General features: G+C 68.4%; 17 protein-coding genes and 1 tRNA gene. 9 read left to right on the top strand and 9 right to left on the bottom strand.

Annotation, left to right across the window (positions count from 1 at the left end; genetic code table 11):
• Positions 1-59: 59 nt before the first annotated feature.
• Positions 60-2903 (bottom strand): tetratricopeptide repeat protein, encoded by a 2844-nt coding sequence (locus ACP69V_RS13095; RefSeq protein WP_426024266.1) that lies wholly within the window; start codon positions 2901-2903, stop codon positions 60-62.
• Between the two features lie 146 nt (positions 2904-3049).
• Here ACP69V_RS13095 and ACP69V_RS13090 point away from each other — a divergent pair, with 146 nt between their 5' ends.
• Positions 3050-3439 carry a DUF983 domain-containing protein gene (locus ACP69V_RS13090; protein ID WP_159846369.1) on the top strand — a complete coding sequence of 130 codons (390 nt, stop codon included), beginning with the start codon at positions 3050-3052 and terminating at the stop codon, positions 3437-3439.
• Here the strand turns inward: ACP69V_RS13090 and ACP69V_RS13085 are convergent.
• From ACP69V_RS13085 to ACP69V_RS13075, 3 genes are all read right to left on the bottom strand, one after another.
• Positions 3436-4014, bottom strand: a complete 579-nt coding sequence (locus tag ACP69V_RS13085; RefSeq protein WP_426024265.1) for a nucleotidyltransferase family protein — start codon at positions 4012-4014, stop codon at positions 3436-3438. The two genes, ACP69V_RS13090 and ACP69V_RS13085, sit on opposite strands and share 4 nt — an antisense overlap.
• A gap of 145 nt (positions 4015-4159) precedes the next feature.
• Positions 4160-4708 (bottom strand): polysaccharide biosynthesis/export family protein, encoded by a 549-nt coding sequence (locus tag ACP69V_RS13080; RefSeq protein ID WP_426024264.1) that lies wholly within the window; start codon positions 4706-4708, stop codon positions 4160-4162.
• Between the two features lie 57 nt (positions 4709-4765).
• Positions 4766-5632 carry a WecB/TagA/CpsF family glycosyltransferase gene (locus tag ACP69V_RS13075; RefSeq protein WP_426024263.1) on the bottom strand — a complete coding sequence of 289 codons (867 nt, stop codon included), beginning with the start codon at positions 5630-5632 and terminating at the stop codon, positions 4766-4768.
• Positions 5633-5856: 224 nt separating this feature from the next.
• Between ACP69V_RS13075 and ACP69V_RS13070 the strand changes: the two genes are divergently transcribed.
• From ACP69V_RS13070 to ptsN, 8 genes are all read left to right on the top strand, one after another.
• A tRNA-Leu gene (locus ACP69V_RS13070) sits at positions 5857-5943 on the top strand.
• A 264-nt stretch (positions 5944-6207) separates the two neighbouring features.
• Positions 6208-6822: a ribonuclease D gene (locus ACP69V_RS13065; RefSeq protein WP_426024262.1), complete on the top strand. Its 615-nt coding sequence runs from the start codon at positions 6208-6210 to the stop codon at positions 6820-6822.
• Between the two features lie 7 nt (positions 6823-6829).
• Positions 6830-7498 carry an LPS export ABC transporter periplasmic protein LptC gene (lptC, locus tag ACP69V_RS13060; protein ID WP_426024261.1) on the top strand — a complete coding sequence of 223 codons (669 nt, stop codon included), beginning with the start codon at positions 6830-6832 and terminating at the stop codon, positions 7496-7498.
• A gap of 2 nt (positions 7499-7500) precedes the next feature.
• Entirely contained in the window at positions 7501-7989 is a 489-nt protein-coding gene (locus ACP69V_RS13055) for an LptA/OstA family protein (protein ID WP_426024260.1), read from the top strand.
• 27 nt (positions 7990-8016) lie between these two features.
• Positions 8017-8811, top strand: a complete 795-nt coding sequence (lptB, locus tag ACP69V_RS13050; protein ID WP_426024259.1) for an LPS export ABC transporter ATP-binding protein — start codon at positions 8017-8019, stop codon at positions 8809-8811.
• A 285-nt stretch (positions 8812-9096) separates the two neighbouring features.
• On the top strand, positions 9097-10596 hold the full coding sequence (gene rpoN / locus ACP69V_RS13045) for an RNA polymerase factor sigma-54 (RefSeq protein ID WP_426024258.1): 1500 nt from the start codon (positions 9097-9099) through the stop codon (positions 10594-10596).
• Between the two features lie 74 nt (positions 10597-10670).
• Complete coding sequence (gene hpf, locus ACP69V_RS13040) at positions 10671-11333, top strand: ribosome hibernation-promoting factor, HPF/YfiA family (RefSeq protein ID WP_346494682.1); 663 nt, start codon at positions 10671-10673, stop codon at positions 11331-11333.
• 78 nt (positions 11334-11411) lie between these two features.
• Positions 11412-11876 (top strand): PTS IIA-like nitrogen regulatory protein PtsN, encoded by a 465-nt coding sequence (gene ptsN / locus ACP69V_RS13035; RefSeq protein ID WP_159846330.1) that lies wholly within the window; start codon positions 11412-11414, stop codon positions 11874-11876.
• A 42-nt stretch (positions 11877-11918) separates the two neighbouring features.
• Here the strand turns inward: ptsN and ACP69V_RS13030 are convergent, their stop codons facing one another.
• The 5 genes from ACP69V_RS13030 to ACP69V_RS13010 all read right to left on the bottom strand — a co-directional run bounded on the left by ACP69V_RS13030 (position 11919) and on the right by ACP69V_RS13010 (position 20067).
• Positions 11919-12170 (bottom strand): DUF1150 family protein, encoded by a 252-nt coding sequence (locus ACP69V_RS13030; RefSeq protein ID WP_135194761.1) that lies wholly within the window; start codon positions 12168-12170, stop codon positions 11919-11921.
• Positions 12171-12233: 63 nt separating this feature from the next.
• Positions 12234-12656: an Hsp20 family protein gene (locus tag ACP69V_RS13025; protein ID WP_135194762.1), complete on the bottom strand. Its 423-nt coding sequence runs from the start codon at positions 12654-12656 to the stop codon at positions 12234-12236.
• 126 nt (positions 12657-12782) lie between these two features.
• Positions 12783-14096, bottom strand: a complete 1314-nt coding sequence (locus ACP69V_RS13020) for an ammonium transporter (protein WP_426024257.1) — start codon at positions 14094-14096, stop codon at positions 12783-12785.
• A 35-nt stretch (positions 14097-14131) separates the two neighbouring features.
• A complete protein-coding gene (gltB, locus tag ACP69V_RS13015) occupies positions 14132-18643 on the bottom strand; it encodes a glutamate synthase large subunit (RefSeq protein WP_426024256.1) in 4512 nt (1503 codons plus the stop codon).
• The gene (locus ACP69V_RS13010) at positions 18640-20067 is read right to left on the bottom strand and encodes an NAD(P)-dependent oxidoreductase (RefSeq protein WP_426024255.1); all 1428 of its coding nucleotides are present in this window, start codon (positions 20065-20067) and stop codon (positions 18640-18642) included. Before ACP69V_RS13010 ends, gltB begins: the two co-directional genes overlap by 4 nt.
• Between the last annotated feature and the right edge of the window lie 11 nt (positions 20068-20078).

Raw genomic sequence — 20078 nt, 5'->3', positions numbered from 1 at the left:
AGGATCAATAGACGCTTCGACGGGCGGGGGTCGCGACGCGATCTCCGCCCGTTTCAATTTCAGGCGGCGGCTTTCGCCTCCGCTTCTTTTCTGAACGCCTGTTTGGCGCTGTTGACCCAGCCGACGAAGGTGTCCGCCTGGGTCGACAATCCGGCGAAGTCCCCGGCGCCGGCCACGCCCGACAGACTGTCGTCCAGCGCCACGCGGATGGCCGATCCCGACCGCGCCCCGGCGACGAAGGGCGCATAGCGGGCGTTCAGTCTTTGCAGCGCGGCCCGGTCGCCGCTCAGCGAATAGCCCACGCCCGCCCGGATCAGCCAGCTTTCCTCGGCCGGCGTGAGCGCCCCCGCCGTCTTGTACCGCTCGCCCAGGCGCGCCTCGTAGACCGGCGCCGCATCGGCCCATTTCTGCTGTTTCCAGAAGATGTCGGCCCGCACCTCGCGCGCCGGGGCCGACTGGTCGCGGTCCAGCACCTCCTGCGCATGATCGAACCGGCCCAGGTCCATCAGGGCGCGGGCCTCCAGCGCCCGGCGCTCGCTGTTCATCGCATTGGGCAACAGGGTGGTGCGCGAGCCCCAGATGGCCTGCAAGGCCTTCTCGGGCTGGCGGTCCATCAGATAGACGGTGGCCAGGTTGGTGGCGACCTGGGCCTTGGCCACGCCGTCCAGCCGCTCGTCCACCTGATGTTTCAGCAGTTCGGCGGCCTGGTCCAGCAGGTCGACGTCGATCAGGCGGCGCGACAGGCGGCGCACCATCTCGTCCCCGTCGGCCCCGATGGGCGTCAGTTCGCGGAAATCATAGAACAGGGCCAGCGCCTGCACCGGCTGCAACCCGTCCGCCGCCCCTTCCAGGAATAGGGCGCGGAAGGCGTTGGATTGGTCGGCCTGGACCTCGGCCGCGCCCGGTACGCCCGCCATCCGCTTGCCCGCCCCGCGCAGGGCGTCCAGCGCCTCGCGGTATCGACCCTGTTGCAAATAGATGCCCGACAGCTTGCGCACGACCGCCATCTCGGTCGCATCCCCGCGCCAGCGCCACTTCAGCTGTTCCAGCCGCGCCGTCGCCTGATCCGGGGTGATCGCGCCCTTGTCCAGCTCCAGGCTGATGGCGCCCAGTTTGGCCGGTGTCGCGATTCCGTCCAGCGGGGCGCGCGCCACGGCCTTGTAGATCGCCAGCGCCCGATCCTTGTCGCCGTTCAGGTCGAACATCCGCGCCTGCACCAGCCGCGCCGTCAGCTGATCGACCGCCGGTGCGTCCTGGCTGAACACATAGGCCAGCAGTTGCTGGGCGGCGGGCAGGTCGTTCAACTGGATGGCCGCCATGGCGTGGGCCGCGCCGAACCGCGCGCGCCATTCCTTGGGGAAGTCGTCGATCACGGAGGCCCCGGCGGCGAAGTTGCGACGCGCCCCCTCCCAGTCGCCCATCTCCGAGGCGATATAGCCCAGCCAGACCTTGGTCGCCGGGTCGTTGGTCAGGGCGGCGCCCGAGAAATCGACCTGGGCCTCTGCCAGCCGTCCGATGCCGACGCGCGCCACGCCGCGCAGGCCTCGCACCTCGGGCTCGCCCTGCAGATTGGGCGCCTTGGCGATCAGGGCGTTCAGCACGCCGATGGCCTCATAGTTCAGGCCCGACCCGACCAGGAACCGCGCCAGCGCCATCCGCGCCTCGATCGGCGCGCGCGGATTGTCGCTCGCCGCGATCGTCTCCAGTCCCGCCGCGTCCTGCAGCCGGCGATAACGATCCGAGAACCCCGCCTCGCCCGTCGTCGCCCAGGTCTCGTCGATCAGGGCCGGATGGGCCGCCCGCTTGGGCGCGTCGGCCGCCTGGTCGCCGGTCTCCAGCCCCGCCGTCGGCGCCGACAGCGTCAGCCCCTTGGGCCGGCTCAGCGTCACCAGATCGCCCGCCGCCTCGATCTTCAGATCGTCGGCGCCCGTCTCGATCGCCAGGCCCTGCGCCGTCGGGATCAAGGTCAGGTCGACCGTGCGGCGTCCGCCCGCATACCCCTTGCCGGGCGCCAGCGCCGTCACCGCCGCGAATCGGTCCCCGACCAGCGGATCGGTCAGCCAGATCGCCTTGGTCGCCCCGGCCATCTGCGCCACCAGCACCGGCGCGCCGTCGTCCGAACGGTCCACCTCGACGCCCGAGGCGGCGGCCTGGACCCCGCCGATGGTCACGGTCCAGGTTCCGCCCTGGCCCTGGGCCGAGACGCCCAGGCCTTCCGGCGCCGCAATCCGCATGGCGGTATAGCCCGGCCCCGCCGCCCAGTGCGCGTCCTTGGCCGGCCCCAGCGCCTTGGCCCCGGTCATGTCCATCCGCGCGGCCGTGTCGAACACGATCCATACCGCATCGCCCCGGCGGAAGACGGCGGCCCCCACGGGCGCGCCCCAGTCGAAGGTCAGGACGGTCTTCTGTTCGCTGGATTCGGCCCGAACCGGCACAACGGCCTTGGTGGTTTCGGGCTTGGCCGCATCCGGCCCCTGCGGCGCCTTGCCGGGCGCATAGAGGTTCAGCCACACCGCCCCGTCCGCGACGCCGGAACGGGCGTCCGCCCCCTCTTCCAGCGTCAGGATCAGGTCCGTGCCGCCCGCCCGCGCCATGCGGGTCTCGACCGACTTCACCCCTGCGGGCGGATCAACCCTCAGGCGCGACACATCGGGCGCAGCGGTCGTGCCCATCCGCACCACGACCTTGTCGCCGTCGCGGCTGACGCGCGAACGCACCCCGATGACGCCGCCGAATTCGACGCGGGTGAAGGCGTCGTTCTGGCCGACGCTGATCGACAGCGGATCGCGCGAGCGGCCGACTTCCTGGGCCAGCGGCGCCATGGGCGCAAACACGACGGCGCCCGCCGTGGCGGCGGCCACAGTCGTCTTCAGCATGCGCTTGGTCGGCGAGGCCCCGGACATATCTCCCGACCCATGCCCCACAAGGCCTTTAATCGCGGTTAACCGACGTTGACCGTAGTTCTACGGATGCGCCCCCGTCTTTCGTCGCCCGATAGGACAACCGGTCCACGCGACAGGACCGCCTTCAGGGCGCATACAGTGGTCCCATGACCGACTATCCTCGCCTCAGCACCCTCAAGACCGGCCTGGCCTGTCGTTGCCCCCGCTGCGGCAAGGGTCCGCTGTTCAAGGGTTATCTGACGCTTCAGACCGACTGCCCCGAATGCGGCCTCAGCTACGCCTTCGCCGACCCGGCGGACGGCCCGGCCTTCTTCGTCATGTCGGCGGTGGGGATCATCGGCATGATCCTGCTGATGGTGTTCGACTTCACCGTCCACCCGCCAATTTGGGTCCATCTGGTCGTCACCCTGCCGATCCTGATCGCCATGTGCCTGGGCTGCCTGCGCCCGTTCAAGGCCTGGCTGGTCGCCGAACAATATATCCACAAGGCCGCCCCGCCCGAGTTCTCCTCGAACGGCAAGCACGGCCCCTTCTAGGGTTCGATCACCGTCAACTCGGGCCAGCGCGCCCGCGCATTCTCGACGGTCTTGGCCCACCCCCTGGCCAGCGGCCGGTTCGGATTGGGCCGGATCGTCATAGCGAACACGTCCTCCAGCCCGAACGGCGCGGCGATGCTGATCGCGTCGTCGGCCTCCAGCCGCACCCCGACCGCAAAGGTCGGCGCCACGAACCGCCCCAGGGCTTCGTCCGTCGATCCCAGCGCCTCATAGGGTTCGCCGAACCGATCCTGGAACCACAGATGCACCCGCGCCTGGTTGCGCACCTCGACCTGGCTGCGGAACGGCGCGTCGAAGGCGGCGGCGACGCGTTTGATGACCACATCCTCGGCCGCGTAGGACAGGTCCGACCCGTCGAAATAGGCCAGGTCGTAGTCCTTGATCCCATACCCTGCGGGCCGCCCCGTCTTCACATTCCAGACCGCCTGATAGACCGCCCCCGACACCAGCCGCCAATCCGGCAGGCCCAGCGCCCGCACCGTCGTCAGCACATGCATCAGCCCGGCGTCGGCGCGCACGATGTCGGTCAGTCGTTGGTTCAGGGCGTCGCTCATTCCCATCTCTTAGCGAGCGCGTCGGTCGTAGGGGAGTGGCGGCCATCGACCGTCCACAGCCCCTTTGCTCGTCATTCTGAGCCTTGAGCCTAGCGCAAAGCCCAAGGCGACGACCGGATGATACAGGGCGTCTTCGAATGCCCGTTCAGAAATACCGTTCGCCGATCCGCAGGGTGTCGCCCGGCGAGACGCGGGTGTCGGCGGTCAGCGGCCGGGGTTCTTCGGTCTGCGAGCCGGCGCGGCGCACGAAGATGCGGCGGGTGTTGGCGCGGTAGGTGAAGCCTTGCGCCGTCGCCACGGCGTTCAGCGCTGTCAGGTCGGGGACATAGGGGTATTCGCCCGGCCGATTGACCTCGCCCAGGATGTAGATGGGCCGGTAGGTCAGGACCTGGGCCGTGACGCGCGGCTGGTTCAGATAGCCTTGGCTCAAGGCCTGAGTGACCGCATCCTGAAACTGGGCGACCGTCAGGCCGGCGGCCTGGATTTCGCCGATCAGGGGCAGGGCGACCTTGCCCTCTGCGTTGACGACGAACTCGCCGCTGAGCGCGTCCTCGCCGAAGACGGCGATGCGCACCTTGTCGGCGGAGGCCAGGCGATAGTCCGAGACGGCTTGGGGCGCGAAGCCGGCCAGGGCGAACGCCAAGGCGAACATCAGGGCCAGGCCGGTCACGCCGGTGCGCAGTCCTCGCTGCATGTCAGCCCTCCCGCCCATTGCCTGGGTGTGGAGGCTAAACGCGTCGGTTGTTCGGGTCTAGGACCGATCCGCAGGGACGCGGGGAGAGCGGCGCCGAGCGTCGCGGATGTCGCGCAAGGCCAGGGGCAGCAGGGTCCAGGGCTCGACGCAGTAGCGGACGAACAGGCGTTTCGGATCGTGAACCAGGCGATAGGCCCATTCGATTCCGGCCCGCCCCATCCAGCGGGGCGCCGCGCTCTGGACGCCCGCCTCATAGTCGAAGGCGGCGCCGACCGACAGGACGACGCAATCGGGCAGGCGCTCGAAATTGTCGTCGATCCACAGTTCCTGGCGCGGCATGCCCATGCCGACGAACAGGATGTGAGGCTGGAAGGCGGTGATCTGGGCGAGGACCGCCGCGTTCTCTGGCCCGTCGCGATGGGCGTCGAAGAAGCCGTGATGGATGGCGATGTCGGCGCCGGGATAGCGGGCCTTCAGCCGACGGGCCGCCTCGTCGCCGACGCCAGGCGCGCCGCCGATGGACATGACGCGCCAGCCGTTGCGGTTCGCCACGCTCCAGAAGTGGTCGCGCCAGTCCAGATAGGTGCAGCGGTGAGAGCCCCGGCTGTGCAGGCCCAGCGCGCGCGAGAACCACAGCAGGGGGGTGGAATCGACCTCGATCAGATCGGCCCGATCATAGAAGCCGGTCAGTTCCGGGCGTTTCTGGATCAGATACAGGCTGTGCAGATTGTGGTTGGCGATCAGGCTCTTCGCGCCCTCAAGCACCGCCTGCTGCACATGGTGCAGAACCTCTTCCGGCTTCACCAGATCGACCGGCTGGCCGAGAATGGACAACCGCTCGTGGGCGCGGCGGCGCTGGCGAAACGGCGCGCGCGGCTTGACGCGGCGTTCGGGCGTGTGGGGGCTGAGGGAGGGGTCCGCCATGGGGCGGTTGTAGGCGGGCCGCCCTCAAGACGGGGTTAGAAAACAGGCTTAGCAGGCGTTAAGTCGCCGCAGAACGCGGGTCCGAAAGGCCGTGCGGCAAGGCTTGAAGCGCCGCTTGCGGAATAAAACGACACGCGGCGAAAAACCTCTGTTGACCCCGTCGTTTCGCTGCCTTAGAGGTCCGCGCCTTCCCGATGGAAACGCCGCAAGGCGCTGCCGACGGGGCCCAGATGGCGGAATTGGTAGACGCGCTGGCTTCAGGTGCCAGTGGCTTAACGGCCGTGGAGGTTCGAGTCCTCTTCTGGGCACCATATTATTGAAAGCGTCGCACCTAACGGTGCGGCGCTTTCATTGTTTTGGCCTACCGCGTCGCGCGCGGCGCTCCGCTGCTTGAGGCCGTATTTTTAGCCTATCGCATCGCGCGCGGCGCTCTGCTGCTTAAGGCCGTATTTTTGGCCTACCGGAATGCCCGCGGCGCATTAACTGCTTGAGGCCGTTTCTTGAATGCGGCGCGCGGTGTTCAGCATTGCTGTATCCCGTTTCGTCCGCCGCGTTCGCCGTGTAAGAGCCAGAGCATGACCGTTTACCTGCACGAGGGCGACCTGCCCGACGACCTGGACCTGGGGTCCGAGGTCGCCATCGATTCCGAGACCATGGGCCTGCGCTTCCGCCGCGATCCGCTGTGCGTGGTGCAGCTGTCTTCCGGCGACGGGAACGCCCATGTCGTGCGGCTGAAGCGGCCAGACTACGACTGCCCGAACCTGAAGCGGGTGCTGACCGATCCGGCGGTGACCAAGATCTTCCATTTCGGCCGGTTCGACATCGGCATGTTCCTGCTGCACCTCGGCGTCGAGACGCGGCCGGTCTATTGCACCAAGATCGCCTCCAAGCTGGCGCGGACCTACACTGATCGTCACGGCCTGAAGGACGTGGTGCGCGAGACCGTGGGCGTGGACCTGTCCAAGGCCCAGCAGTCGTCGGACTGGGGCGCGGAGACGTTGACCCAGGCGCAACTGGACTATGCGGCGTCGGACGTTCTGTATCTGCATGCCGCCAAGGCCAAGCTGGACCTGATGCTGGCGCGCGAGGGGCGCGCCGAACTGGCCGCCCAATGTTTCGACTTCCTGCCGACGCGGTCGGCGCTCGACCTCGCCGGCTGGGACGAGATCGACATCTTCGCCCACAGCTGAGGCGCGCTTGACCGAACCCGGCGAACAGTCCCGCATCGAGGCCGACGAGGCCGACGAGGCCCGGGTCGCCCTGGCCGGCGCCCGCTGGCGCGCGCGCTCGCGGCGGGTGAAGCTGTATCGCCGTGTGCTGCCGATCATCATCCTGGTGCTGGCGGGCGGCGCCCTGACCTGGACCGTGTTCCGCACCGTCATGTCGGGGGTGGAGCGCAAGGCCAGCCAGAGCCAGGAAGTCCGCCTGGACAGCCCCTTGTTCCACGGCCAGGACGCCCAAGGCCGGGCCTTCACCGTCGGCGCCCAGGGGGCGGTGCGCGATCCGGCCACCGGCCATTTCCGCCTGATCGGTCCGGCGCTGAAGCTGAACCTGGGCGGACGCAAGGTGACCGAGCTGACCGCCGACGGCGGCACATACAACGAGCAGGCCAAGACCGTGACCATCGGCCCGAACGTGCGGATATCGGACGGCGGCACCGGCTTCGTCCTGACCACGCCCGAGGCGGTGGTCGACACCTCGACCGGAAACGTCACCGGTTCAAAGGGCGTTCAGGGTTCCGGCCCTATTGGAACCATCAACGCATCGTCCTATGCGATCTATGATCAGGGACAGCGCGTCGTGTTCGACGGCGCGGGCGACAACAAGGTGATGGGCGTGCTGACGCCCAAGGGGTCTGGCGGATGATCATGACGAAGATTTCAAAGGCTCTGGCGACGGTCGCGGCCGTGACGGTCGTGGCTCTGCCAGCCGTCGGCGACGCGCAATCACAAACGGGCGCCCAGCCCGTGGCCTATGGCGCGGACTCGGTGGAATACGCTCCTAGCCGCATCATCCTGAGAGGCCGCGCCGAGGCGACGCAGGGCGGCAACCGCTTCCGCGCCGACACCCTGACCCTGGTCAGCGGCTCAGGCGGCGATCTGGAGCGCGCGGAGGCCGCCGGAACCGTCTATTTCGTGACCCCGGATCAGTCGATGCGCGGCGACCGCGCCGTCTACAATCTGGGCAATGGCGAGATCGTGGTGACGGGCAATGTGGTCTTGACCCAGGGCAAGAACGTCCTGACCGGCTCGCGCCTGGTCTACAACATCAACACCGAGGCCGCCCGCATGGACGGGGCGCCGCGCGGCGCCGCCGGAAGCCGTGTGCAGGGCGTCTTCTATCCCAACGCAAACTGAGGCCGTCGGCCGTCTGGACCTGAGCATTTGGCGCGCAAGGAACTGTCAGCCCTGAACCTGGACGACCGGCCGGCGACGACGCCGCAGCCGGCGGTCTCGCCTGCGGAAAAGGGTCTGCGGGTGCTGAACCTGGCCCGGTCCTTCGGGCCGCGTCAGGTGGTGCGCGACGTGTCCCTGACGGTGCAGCGGGGCGAGGTCGCGGGCCTGCTGGGTCCCAACGGCGCGGGCAAGACGACCTGTTTCTACATGATCACCGGCCTGATCCCGCCGGACTCGGGCACGATCTGGCTGGATGGCGAGGACATCACCGGCCAGCCGATGTATCAGCGCAGCCGCATGGGCCTGGGCTATCTGGCGCAGGAAGCCTCGATCTTCCGCGGCATGACGGTGGAGCAGAACGTCAAGGCGGTGGTCGAGCTGAACTATCCGCGCGACCAGATCCGCGCCGAGACCGACCGGCTGCTGAACGAACTGCATATCGACCATCTGCGCCATGCCGGGGCGACCGCCCTGTCGGGCGGCGAGCGTCGGCGGGTTGAGATCGCGCGGGCGCTGGCGGGCCGGCCGTCCTTCATCCTGCTGGACGAACCCTTCGCCGGCATCGACCCCCTCGCCATCGCCGACATCCGCACCGTGATCCGCTACCTGGCCAGCCAGGGCATCGGCGTGCTGATCACCGACCACAATGTGCGCGAGACCCTGGACATCACGGACCGGGTCTCGATCATCTCGAACGGAGCTGTGCTGTTCGAAGGCACCTCGGACGAGGCGGTCCACGACGCCGAAGTGCGCCGGGTGTATCTGGGCGAAAACTACGTTTGATCTAAGTCGTCTCCTCCCTGCGAAGCGGGGAGGGGGACCGCCCCCGGGTCTCGCCAAAGGCGAGCCCGAGGACAGGCTCCGCGGTGGAGGGGCTCTTGAAGCCCCACGGACGCTTGCGATGCGGTGAAGAACCCCTCCGTCACGGCGCAAGAGCGCCGCGCCACCTCCCCATCGCTGCGCGACAGGGAGGAGACGAGGGGGCGTTTGTCTGGCGTTAACCAGTTAGGCGACATTCTGCCCAGCAAGTTCCGGGCCACTCGGCGGACGGGCGGGAAGATTTCGAACGTGATCGGGCAAAGGTTAGAGGTCAGGCAGGGGCAGGGGCTGGTCATCACGCCCCAGCTGCAGCAGGCGATCAAGCTGCTGCAACTGTCGAATCTTGAACTGGACGACTTCGTCGAGGCCGAGCTGGAACGCAATCCGCTGCTGCAACGCGAGGAGCCGGAGGGCGAGACGCCCGAGCCGGTCGAGCGGGTCGAGGCGGCGTCCGACAGCGAAATGTCTTTCGGCGACGGGGTCGGGCATGAGTCGGTGTCCGGCATGGATGCCGGATCCGACGATGTCTATGGCGACGCGGCGCCGGGCGAGCGCACCAGCGACCGGATGACCGACGAGGCCCAGCCGGGTCTGTCGGACTGGTCCAGCGCCGGCAAGGGCGGCCAGATGTTCGAGGGCGACGGCGAACGGCCCGACACGCACGAACTGACCCTGTGGGAGCATCTTCAGGCCCAGGCGTCCTCAGCCGGGTTTTCGGTCGCCGATCACGGCGTCGCCATGACCCTGATCGATGCGACGGACGAGGGCGGCTATCTGCGCGGCGAGCTGAGCGAGTTCGCCGACCGGCTGGGCGTGTCGCTGGAGCGGATCGAGGCGGTTCTGGCCGTCTGTCATGGATTCGAGCCGACCGGGATCATGGCGCGGTCCGTGCCGGAATGCCTGAAGCTGCAGCTGATCGAGCGCAATCGGTTCGACCCGGCTATGGCGGCCCTGCTGGACAATCTGGACCTGCTGGCCAGGCGCGACCTGGCGGGACTGAAGAGGGTCTGCGACGTCGACGGCGAGGACCTGACCGACATGATCGCCGAGCTGAAGGCGCTGACGCCGCGCCCCGGCGCCGGCTTCGGCGGCGAACCGGCCCAGACGGTTGTGCCCGACGTCCATGTGCGGCCCGACCCGGCCGGCGGCTGGCGGGTCGAGCTGAACGCCGACACCCTGCCGCGGCTGCTGGTGGATAAGCGCTATCACGGGCTGGTTCAGGCGGGCGCGCGATCCGATACGGAAAAGACCTTCGTCGCCGACTGCGCCGCCCAGGCCAACTGGCTGGTCAAGTCGCTGGACCAGCGGGCCAAGACCATCCTGAAGGTGTCGTCCGAGATCGTGCGCCAGCAGGACGCCTTCCTGGCCTTTGGCGTCGAGTTCCTGAGACCGCTCAATCTGAAGACCGTCGCCGACGCCATCGGCATGCACGAATCGACGGTCAGCCGCGTCACCTCGAACAAATATATCGCCACACCGCGCGGGGTGTTCGAGCTGAAATTCTTCTTCACCGCCGCCATCCAGTCGGTGGACGGGGCGTCGACCCATTCGGCCGAGGCCGTCCGTCACCGGATCAAGTCGATGATCGACGGCGAGGGCTTGGAGGGCGACGTCTTGTCCGACGACAAGATTGTGGAAATCCTGAAGGAAACGGGCATCGACATCGCGCGCCGAACCGTCGCCAAATACCGGGAAGCGTTGAGAATTCCATCGTCCGTCGAGCGCCGCCGGATGATGAAGACCGCCTGACCCCGGTCGCCAAGCGTAACCACAAAACGGTGATCCCGATTGACACCAAATCCGGTCGGGAGCGTTCTATGCGTATGCAAGTCCAAGTGAGCGGCAAGCAAGTGGATGTCGGCGAAGCGTTAGGCTCGCGCATCTCCCAGGAACTCGAAGACGGGGTCGGAAAATACTTCGCCCGAGGCGGTGAAGACGCCGAGGTCGTGGTGTCCAAGGACGGCCACAACTTCAAGGTGGACTGTTGGGTCCGCCTCGCGTCGGGCCAGACTCTGGTGACGACCGGCATGGGCGGCGACGCTCATTCCGCCTTCACCGAGGCGCTGGATCGGCTCGAAAAGCGGGTCCGTCGCTACAAGCGTCGGCTCAAGGATCACCATATCGGACCCAAGGGTCTGTCGCCCGAAAAAACCGAGAACGCCGCCCGCGAAGTCGCACGCAGCATCGTGCTGCGTGATCCCGACAGCGTGGAGGATGACGTCTTCGGCGACACCGGCGAGAACGACGGCCCGCCGCCGGTGGGCATGGTCATCGCCGAGACCGAGCACGAAATCCGCACCATCACGGTCGGACGTGCGGTTCTGGAGCTGGACATGACGGGCTATCCCGTCGTCCTGTTCCGCAATGCGGCCCATGGCGGCCTGGCTGTGGTCTATCGTCGCCCGGACGGCAATGTGGGCTGGATCGACCCTGAAATCGCCAGTGCGACCAATGGCAAAGCCAAGACCAACGGCTCAGTGAACTGAACAGCCAAGTTTGACTTCGGCGCGGGAGCCTCTAAACGGGCGCCCGCGCCGTGTCTCTGCGTGTATCGAGGTTGTCTGATGGACATCGGTGATCTGCTCGCGCCCAAGGGCGTGGTGCTGCGCGGCGGCGCGTCGTCAAAACGACAGGCGCTGCATGCGCTGGCCGAGGCGACGTCTCATGCCCTGGGCATCGACGAATCCCGGATTTTCGACGCCCTGATGGAGCGCGAGGCGCTGGGGTCGACCGGGCTGGGGTCCGGCGTGGCCGTGCCACACGCGCGTCTGGACGAAGTCAGCCAGGTGACGGCGGTCTTCGTGCGGCTGGATACGCCCGTGGCCTATGACGCCGTGGACGATCGTCCTGTGGATTTGATTTTTGGGCTGTACGCCCCGTCCAAGGCGGGTGCGGAGCATCTGCGGGCGCTGGCGGCGGTGTCGCGCGCCATGCGATCGCCGGAACTGCGCGAACAGCTGCGTCAGGCGCGCACGACGGATGCGATCCGGGCCCTGTTCGTCAAGGATACGGCCGCGACCGCCGCCTAGGCGTCATGCAGGCGGGGTTGGTCGCCGCCCCATCACATTCAATCAGTGAACCGAAACCGGCTCCAGCTCGTGCGCCACGGCGGCGGCGAAGGCGGTGTCGCGGTCGATCATGACCGCCAGACGTTCACCGTCGGCGCTGTGAACGGCGTAGAGGGACTGGCCGGGATTGAGGTCCACGTCCTTGATCTCGACCGCTTCTTCAAGCAGGTCGGCCGCCTTGATCTCCCGCACATAGACGAGGTCGGGGGCGCCCAGTCCTGCAAAATCTTCCTTGGTCATCGTCATCGGCGTCATTAGGACCGCCTCCTTCAGTTTGACAACGCCCGGATCGCCGGGCGGTTCGAACGGCTATGCTTTTCAGCCGACCGTGATGGGAATGCGCCGCACCTGGCGTTCGGCTTCGGGGCGGATCAGATCGACGTGCAGCAGGCCGTGCTCCAGCCGGGCGCCTTCGACCTCCAGCCCGTCGGCCAGCACGAAGTTGCGCACAAAGCCGCGTGCTGCGATGCCGCGATGCAGAAAGGCCTGTTCCCCCTTGCCGGCGTCGTCTCGCTTGCCCGCGATGGTCAGCTGGCGGCCGTCCAGGGTGATGGCCAGTTCGTCGGGCGCGAACCCGGCGACGGCCAAACTGATACGCACGCCCGCCTCGCCGATCTGCTCGACATTGTAGGGCGGATAGCTTTCTGCCGTCGCCTTGGCGGCGCGGTCGATCAGGGCGCGGGTGTGGTCGAACCCCAGCAGGAAGGGGCTGTCGAACAGGATGGTGCGCGTCGTCGTCATCTGGGTCCTCGAATAAAGCGACCGAGCGGCCGGTCCCCCGCAATCGGCAAGACCTTCCGTCACAGATGAAGATGGGGGCGGACGGGGGCGGGATCAACCGCCCGCGCCCCACGCCCTGTGGGCCGGTTAGTGGATGGCCTCGCCGTGCTGGGTATAGTCCAGCCCCTCGACCTCTTCGTCCCTGGTCACGCGCAGGCCGGTGGTGAACTTGCAGATCATCAGGACGACGAAGGTGCCGGCCGCGCTCCAGACGATGACGCCGCCCAGGCCGACGGCCTGTTTCCACACTGTGGCGCCGTCCGACAGGGCGTTGACCGTCGTGGTGGCGAAGACGCCGGTCAACAGGGCGCCGACGATGCCGCCGACGCCGTGCACGCCGAAGGCGTCCAGGGTGTCGTCGTATTTCAGCGTGCGCTTCAGCCAGACCGCGCCCGCATAGCAGGCCGGGCCGGCGATCAGGCCGATGAAGAAGGCGCCCTTGGGATCGACGAAGCCGGCGGCGGGGGTGATGGCCACCAGGCCGCCGACGACGCCGGACAACAGGCCCAGCAGGGTCGGGCGCTTGCGGTCGAACCATTCGATGGTCATCCAGCCGAGCGCCGCGCTGCCTGCGGCCAGGATGGTGTTGAAGGCGGCCGTGGCGGCCAAAGCATCCGCCGCGCCGGCCGATCCGGCGTTGAAGCCCAGCCAGCCGACCAGCAGCAGGCCGGTGCCGATCGCGCTGTAGACCAGGTTGGCGGGGGCCATGTTGTCGCGCCCGAAGCCGTGACGCGGCCCCAGCACCAGGGCGCAGACCAGGCCGGCGACGCCCGCATTGACGTGGACCACCGCCCCGCCCGCGAAGTCGAGCACGCCCAGCCCGCCCAGATAGCCGCCGCCCCAGACCTGATGACAGATCGGCGCATAGACGATCAGGTGCCATAGGGCGAAGAACAGCAGGCTGGCCGAGAACTTCATCCGCTCGGCGAAGGCGCCGGCGATCAGGGCCGGGGTGATGATGGCGAAGGTCATCTGGAAGCTGACGAACAGCAGTTCGGGCAGGCCCGGCAAGAGGCTGTGTGCCGTCTCCATCGTCACCCCGTTCAGGAAGGCCGCCTGGACGCCGCCGATGAAGCCGTTGATCGCCTCCGGCCCCTTGCCGAACGACAGGCTGTAGCCGACCAGGAACCACAGCACCGAGACGATGGCGAAGGCGGCCGCCGACTGGGCGATGACGCTGATGATGTTCTTCTTTCTGACCATGCCGCCGTAGAACAGCGCCAGGCCCGGCAGGGTCATCAGAAGCACCAGGGCCGTTGAGGTCAGGATCCAGGCCGTCGCCGCATTGTCGATGACCAGCGGCGCCTGGTGCGCCAGCAGAGCGGGCGACGCCAGGACGGGAGACGCCAGCGACGCCGCCCCCGCGACGAGTGTGGCGGCGAGGGCGGCGTGTCGGGTCATGAATTCGTCTCGGGGAGGAGAGGAAGAAAACGAGGTCAGGCGGAAGTCTTAAGCCGTTCCGACCGGGTGACAATGTCCGTCAGCGGAACGATCCGCACGAACCTTTGCAGCGTGTTGTCCCAGTCGCCCAGCAGGCGTCGAGCCAGCGGGGAGGCGGTCGCCGCCAGATGCGCCTCGACCAGGCCGCGCAGCCGTTCGGCCGCCGCCGCGTCGATGTCGGACACGCCCGCCAGGTCGCCGTTCAGAGCCCGTTCTGCAAAGCCCGGCTGGTCCAGCACGAACAGCTCGCCGCCGCTCATGCCCGCCGCCAGGTTCCATCCGACCGAGCCCAGCACGACGACCCGGCCGCCGGTCATATATTCGCAGCCGTGCGCGCCCAGGCCCTCGACCACAGCCTCGGCGCCCGAGTTGCGCACCGCGAACCGCTCGCCCGCCGCACCGGCCACGAACAGCCGGCCCGAAGTGGCGCCATACAGGGTGGTGTTTCCGCAGATCAGCTGATCCTCGCGCCATTCGGGCGTCCTGACCGAGATCTCGGCGCCCGACAGGCCCTTGCCGACATAGTCGTTGGCCTCGCCCGTCAGGTGCAGTTCCAGGCCCTTGGCGGCGAAGGCGCCGAAGCTCTGGCCCGCAATGCCTTCCAGACGCAGCTTCAGCCGCCCGGCCGGTCCCTGAGGGCCGAAGCGCCGCACGATGGCGGATGAGACGGCCGCGCCGACCGTGCGCTGGGTGTTGTTCAGCGGATAGGACAGTTCCAGCGTCTGGCCGCGATCCAGGAAGCGGACGGCGTCCTGCAGCACTCGCGCGTCCAGGCTGTCGGCGATGGGCTTGCGGGTCGTCTTGTCGGCCCATTTGCCGGCCGCGCCCTCGTCCACCTGAACCAGCAGCGGGTTCAGGTCCAGGTCGTCCAGGTGCGAGCCGCCGCGCCGGACCTGACGCAGCAGGTCGGTGCGGCCGATGATCTCGTCCATTGTGCGCGCGCCGATCGAGGCAAGGATCTCGCGCGTCTCCTCGGCGATGAAGGTGAACAGGTTCACGACCTTGTCGGGCGTGCCGGTGAACTTCTCGCGCAGCCGCTCGTCCTGGGAACAGACGCCGACGGGACAGGTGTTCGAATGGCACTGGCGCACCATCAGACAGCCCATGGCGATCAGGGCGGCGGTGCCGACGCCGTATTCCTCGGCCCCCAGCATGGCGGCGATGACCACGTCGCGGCCGGTGCGGACCCCGCCGTCGGTGCGCAGCGTCACCGTGCCGCGCAGATTGTTCAGCGTCAGCACCTGGTGGGCCTCGGCCAGGCCAATCTCCCACGGCAAGCCGGCGTGTTTGATCGAGGTCTGGGGCGAGGCGCCGGTGCCGCCGTTGTGACCGGCGATCAGGATGGCGTCGGCGTTGGCCTTGGCCACCCCCGAGGCGATGGCGCCGATGCCCGAGGCGGACACCAGTTTCACCGTCACCCGCGCATCGGGGTTGATGGCCTTCAGATCATAGATGAGCTGGGCCAGGTCCTCGATCGAATAGATGTCGTGGTGCGGCGGCGGCGAAATCAGGGTGGTGCCGGGCACGGCGTGGCGCATCCGGGCGATGAACTCGGTCACCTTGAAGCCGGGCAGCTGGCCGCCCTCGCCGGGCTTGGCGCCCTGGGCGACCTTGATCTCGATCTCGCGGCACTGGTTCAGATATTCAGCCGTGACGCCGAACCGGCCCGAGGCCACCTGTTTGACCGCCGAGTTGGCGTCGTCGCCGTTGGGGCGCGGGTGATAGCGTTCGGGATCCTCGCCGCCTTCGCCCGAGACCGAGCGGGCGCCGATGCGGTTCATGGCGATGTTCAGCGTCTCGTGCGCCTCGGGGCCGAGCGCGCCCAAAGACATGGCCTGGGTCAGGAAACGACGGCGGATGTCTGACACGCTCTCGACTTGGTCGACCGGAATGGCGACGCCTTCGCGGAAGTCCAGCAGGTCGCGCAGGGACAGATCGGCCTGGGCGCGGACGGCCTCGGAGAACTGCTTGAACCGGCGATAGTCGCCCCGGTTGCAGGCGTCCTGCAGCAGGTGGATCGTCTTGGCCTCGTGGGCGTGGGCCTCGCCGCCCGAACGGATCTTGAAGAAGCCGCCGATGGCGGGCGAGGGCAGGGCCTCGCCCCAGGCCACCTTGTGCCGCTTCATCGCCGCCTGTTCCAGACCGGCCAGGCCGATGCCCGAGATGCGCGACGGGGCGCCGGGGAAGAACTCGGCCGTCAGGGCGCGCGACAGGCCCAGCACCTCGAACTCGCAGCCGCCGCGATAGGCGGAGATGACGCTGATCCCCTTGCGGGCCAAGGTCTTCAGCAGACCCGCCTCGATGCCGGCCTTGTAGTTCAGACAGGCGTCGCGCAGCGTCAGGCCGGGATACAGGCCCCGGTCCAGACGCTCCTGGAACAGGTCCTGGGCCAGCCAGGCGTTGACGGTGGTGGCGCCGACCCCGACCAGGACGGCGAACCCGTGCGGGTCCAGCGTCTCGGCCGTGCGCACCACGATGGAGCAATAGGTCCGCAGGCCCGCCTGGGTCAGGCGCCCGTGGACCCCGGCGGTGGCCAGGATCATCGGCGCGGCCAGACGAGTCGCCGATCCGGCCTGGTCCGTCAGCACGATCAGGGCTGCGCCGTCGCGGGCGGCGGCCTCGGCCTCGTCCATGATCCGGTCCAGCGCCGCGCGCAGGCCGGCGCCGGGGCGGGCGTCGTCGGACGGCACGTCATAGCTGCAGTCGATGATCACGGTCGAACCGGCCCCGACCGTCCCGACCATCCGCTCGTACATGCCGTTGGTCAGGACGGGGCTGTCCAGCACGAAGACGTCGGTCTGGGCCTCTTCCTCGGCCAGGATGTTGCCAAGGTTCTTGAACCGGGTCTTCAGGCTCATCGCCCCCGCTTCGCGCAGGGGGTCGATGGGCGGATTGGTCACCTGCGAAAAGTTCTGGCGGAAATAGTGGCTCAACGGGCGCGGGAGGGCCGACAGCACCGCTGGCGGGGCGTCGTCGCCCATGGAGCCGACGGCCTCCTTGCCGTCGCGCACCAGGGCGTCCAGCAGCAGGTCCAGGTCTTCGCGGCTGTAGCCGGCGGCGATCTGGCGGCGGGTCAGATCCTCGCCGGAGGCCGAACGCGGCTCCGGGCCGGGGCCGATGATCGGCTCCAGATCGACCATATTGTCCAGCCACTCGGTATAGGGGTGGGCGGCGGACAGGGCGTCGATGGCCTCGTGCTCGTCGTACAGACGGCCGTGCTTCATATCGACGGCGATCAGCTTGCCGGGGCCGATGTGCAGGCGGCGTTTCACCCGGCTTTCGGGGATCGGCACCAGGCCGGCTTCCGAACCGGCCATCAGCAAACCGTCCACGGTCTCGACCGCGCGCAGGGGGCGCAGGCCGTTGCGGTCCTTGCCCGCCACGATCCAGCGGCCGTCGGCGGCGCAGATGGCGGCCGGGCCGTCCCACGGCTCCATCACCGCATTGCAATAGGCGTAGAAGGCCCGGTGCTCGGGCGGCATGACCACGTCGTCCTTGGCCCAGGCCTCGGGAATCAGCAGGGCCTTGGCCATGGGCGCAGGGCGACCGGCGTGGACCAGCACCTCCATGACATTGTCCAGGGCGGCGGAGTCCGACCCGCCCGGCTGAACCACCGGCTTCACCTCGCGGTCCCGGTCGCCGAAGGCCTGGGCGGCCATGCGGATCTCGTGCGACTTCATCCAGTTCAGATTGCCCTTCAGCGTGTTGATCTCGCCGTTGTGGGCCATCATGCGGAAGGGCTGGGCCAGCTTCCATTCGGGGAAGGTGTTGGTCGAATAGCGCTGGTGGAAGACGGCGTAGGCCGAGACGAAGCGTGGATCCTCCAGATCGGGATATAGGTCGCCCAGCAGCTCGGCCCGCACCATCCCCTTGTAAGCGATGGAGCGTGCGGACAGGGTGCAGATATAGACGGCGGCCAGGTTCTCGGTCTTGACCGTCTTCTCGATGCGGCGGCGGCACAGGTACAGCTCACGCTCCAGCGCCTCGCCGTCCAGCGGCTGGCCGGCGTCGTCCAGCGGCGGGGCCAGCATGATCTGTTCGATCTCGGGCCGGGTCGCCCCGGCCTTGGTCCCCACGACCGACAGGTCGATGGGCGTCTGGCGCCAGCCATAGATCCAGAAACCGGCGCGCAGGGCTTCGGTTTCGACGATGGCGCGGGCGCGGTCCTGGGCGCCCAGGTCGGTGCGCGGCAGGAAGACTTGGCCGACGCAGATCGGGCCGGGCCGCAGGGACTGGCCGATGGAGGCCACCTGGTCGGCGAAGAAGCCCTGGGGCAGTTCGGCCATGATGCCGGCCCCGTCGCCCGACAGGCCGTCGGGATCGACCGCGCCGCGGTGGGCCACGGCCTTCAGGCTGCGGATCGCATATTCGACCACGTCGCGGCGCGGCGTGCCGTCGATGGAGCAGACCAGGCCCACGCCGCAGGCGTCGCGCTCGGAGGCGCGGTCATAGGCGTGGCCGGCTTCCAGGCGGTCGCGGGTCTCGTTGTACTTGTTCAGCCAGGTCATGCCGCGACCTCCTCGGTGCGGGTCTTGAAGTAACGGTCGATCTCGGCAGCGGCGTCCTGGCCTTCCCGAACGGCCCAGACGACCAGGGAGGCGCCGCGCACGGCGTCGCCAGCGGCGAACACGCCGGGCAGGCTGGTGGCGAAGCTGACGGAGCCGACCTTGATGGTGCCGTCGTCGCGCAGGCGAAGATTGGGTTCATGCGCCGCGAACGGCTCGGGCGAGAAGCCCAGGGCCTCGATGACGATGTCGGCCGGGATGTCGAAGTCGGCGCCGGGGACGGGGACGATGTCGCGCCGCCCGCCGGGGGCCGCCTCAGTCAGCTGCATCCGCGCGGCGCGCACGCCGGTGACGCGGTCGCCTTGCGACAACAGGGCCTTGGGCGCGCCCAGCCATTCGAAGACGACGCCTTCTTCCTCGGCGTTGACCACTTCGCGGGCTGAACCGGGCATGTTCTCGCGGTCGCGACGATAGAGGCAGGTGACCGAGGCTGCGCCTTGGCGCACGGCGGTGCGGACGCAGTCCATGGCGGTGTCGCCGCCGCCGATCACGACCACCCGCTTGCCGCGCGCCTCGTGCCAGCCGTCTTCCTCGGCGTCGCCCAGGTCGCGCCGGTTCTGGTGCGTCAGATAGGACAGGGCCGCGACGGTCGAATCCGGCCCACGCCCCGGCGCCGACAGGATGCGCGGCTGATAGACGCCCATAGCCAGCAGGACCACGTCGTGGCGCTCGCGCAGTTCGGTCAGGGTCACGTCCTTGCCGATTTCGCAGCCCAGCACGAACTGGACGCCGCCGTCGATCAGGCGGTCCACGCGACGCTGGACGACGTGCTTCTCCAGCTTGAAGCCGGGGATGCCATAGATCAGCAGGCCGCCGGCCCGGTCGTGCCGGTCATAGACGGTGACCTGATAGCCTTCGCTGCGCAGACGGTCGGCGGCGGCCATGCCGGCCGGGCCCGCGCCGACGATGCCGACGGTCTCGCCGCGTTCGGCCGCCGGACGGATCGGTTCGACCCAGCCGTTGGCGAAGGCCTGGTCGCCCAGCCAGGCCTCGACCGAGCCGATGGTGACGGCGTCCCAGCCGGACTGGTTTAATGTGCACGCCCCCTCGCACAGCCGGTCCTGCGGGCAGATGCGGCCGCAGATTTCGGGCATGGTCGAGGTCAGGGACGCGACGCGCCAGGCCTCGCGCGGCTCGTTCTCGGCCGACAGGCGCAGCCAGTCGGGAATGTTGTTCTGAAGCGGGCAGGCGTTCTGGCAGAACGGCACGCCGCAGTCGGTGCAGCGCGACGCCTGTTTCTCGGCCGTCTCGGTCGAGGGCGGAATCGTGATCTCGCCGAAGCCGCGCGCGCGCAGTTCGGCTGTGGCCTTCGAGAGGCGGCGTGGTTCGACGACGAAAGTCCCGCCTTGCTTCAGGGTCTTATGCATGACGCGCATAT

The organism is Brevundimonas sp. PWP3-1b1, from assembly GCF_049896065.1.
Taxonomy (GTDB): Bacteria; Pseudomonadota; Alphaproteobacteria; order Caulobacterales; family Caulobacteraceae; genus Brevundimonas; species Brevundimonas intermedia_B.
The sequence above is the reverse complement of the archived record's forward strand: the minus strand, read 5'-3'. Positions and strand labels throughout refer to the sequence as shown.

Excerpts from the sequence above, each read along its gene's own strand:
- ACP69V_RS13095 (WP_426024266.1), bottom strand. The coding sequence starts at position 2,903 with ATGTCCGGGGCCTCGCCGACCAAGCGCATGCTGAAGACGACTGTGGCC.
- hpf (WP_346494682.1), top strand. The coding sequence starts at position 10,671 with ATGCAAGTCCAAGTGAGCGGCAAGCAAGTGGATGTCGGCGAAGCGTTA.
- ACP69V_RS13030 (WP_135194761.1), bottom strand. The coding sequence starts at position 12,170 with ATGACGCCGATGACGATGACCAAGGAAGATTTTGCAGGACTGGGCGCC.
- ACP69V_RS13080 (WP_426024264.1), bottom strand. The coding sequence starts at position 4,708 with ATGCAGCGAGGACTGCGCACCGGCGTGACCGGCCTGGCCCTGATGTTC.
- ptsN (WP_159846330.1), top strand. The coding sequence starts at position 11,412 with ATGGACATCGGTGATCTGCTCGCGCCCAAGGGCGTGGTGCTGCGCGGC.
- ACP69V_RS13075 (WP_426024263.1), bottom strand. The coding sequence starts at position 5,632 with ATGGCGGACCCCTCCCTCAGCCCCCACACGCCCGAACGCCGCGTCAAG.
- gltB (WP_426024256.1), bottom strand. The coding sequence starts at position 18,643 with ATGACCTGGCTGAACAAGTACAACGAGACCCGCGACCGCCTGGAAGCC.
- ACP69V_RS13055 (WP_426024260.1), top strand. The coding sequence starts at position 7,501 with ATGACGAAGATTTCAAAGGCTCTGGCGACGGTCGCGGCCGTGACGGTC.
- ACP69V_RS13010 (WP_426024255.1), bottom strand. The coding sequence starts at position 20,067 with ATGCATAAGACCCTGAAGCAAGGCGGGACTTTCGTCGTCGAACCACGC.
- ACP69V_RS13065 (WP_426024262.1), top strand. The coding sequence starts at position 6,208 with ATGACCGTTTACCTGCACGAGGGCGACCTGCCCGACGACCTGGACCTG.
- ACP69V_RS13085 (WP_426024265.1), bottom strand. The coding sequence starts at position 4,014 with ATGAGCGACGCCCTGAACCAACGACTGACCGACATCGTGCGCGCCGAC.
- ACP69V_RS13090 (WP_159846369.1), top strand. The coding sequence starts at position 3,050 with ATGACCGACTATCCTCGCCTCAGCACCCTCAAGACCGGCCTGGCCTGT.
- ACP69V_RS13025 (WP_135194762.1), bottom strand. The coding sequence starts at position 12,656 with ATGACGACGACGCGCACCATCCTGTTCGACAGCCCCTTCCTGCTGGGG.
- ACP69V_RS13020 (WP_426024257.1), bottom strand. The coding sequence starts at position 14,096 with ATGACCCGACACGCCGCCCTCGCCGCCACACTCGTCGCGGGGGCGGCG.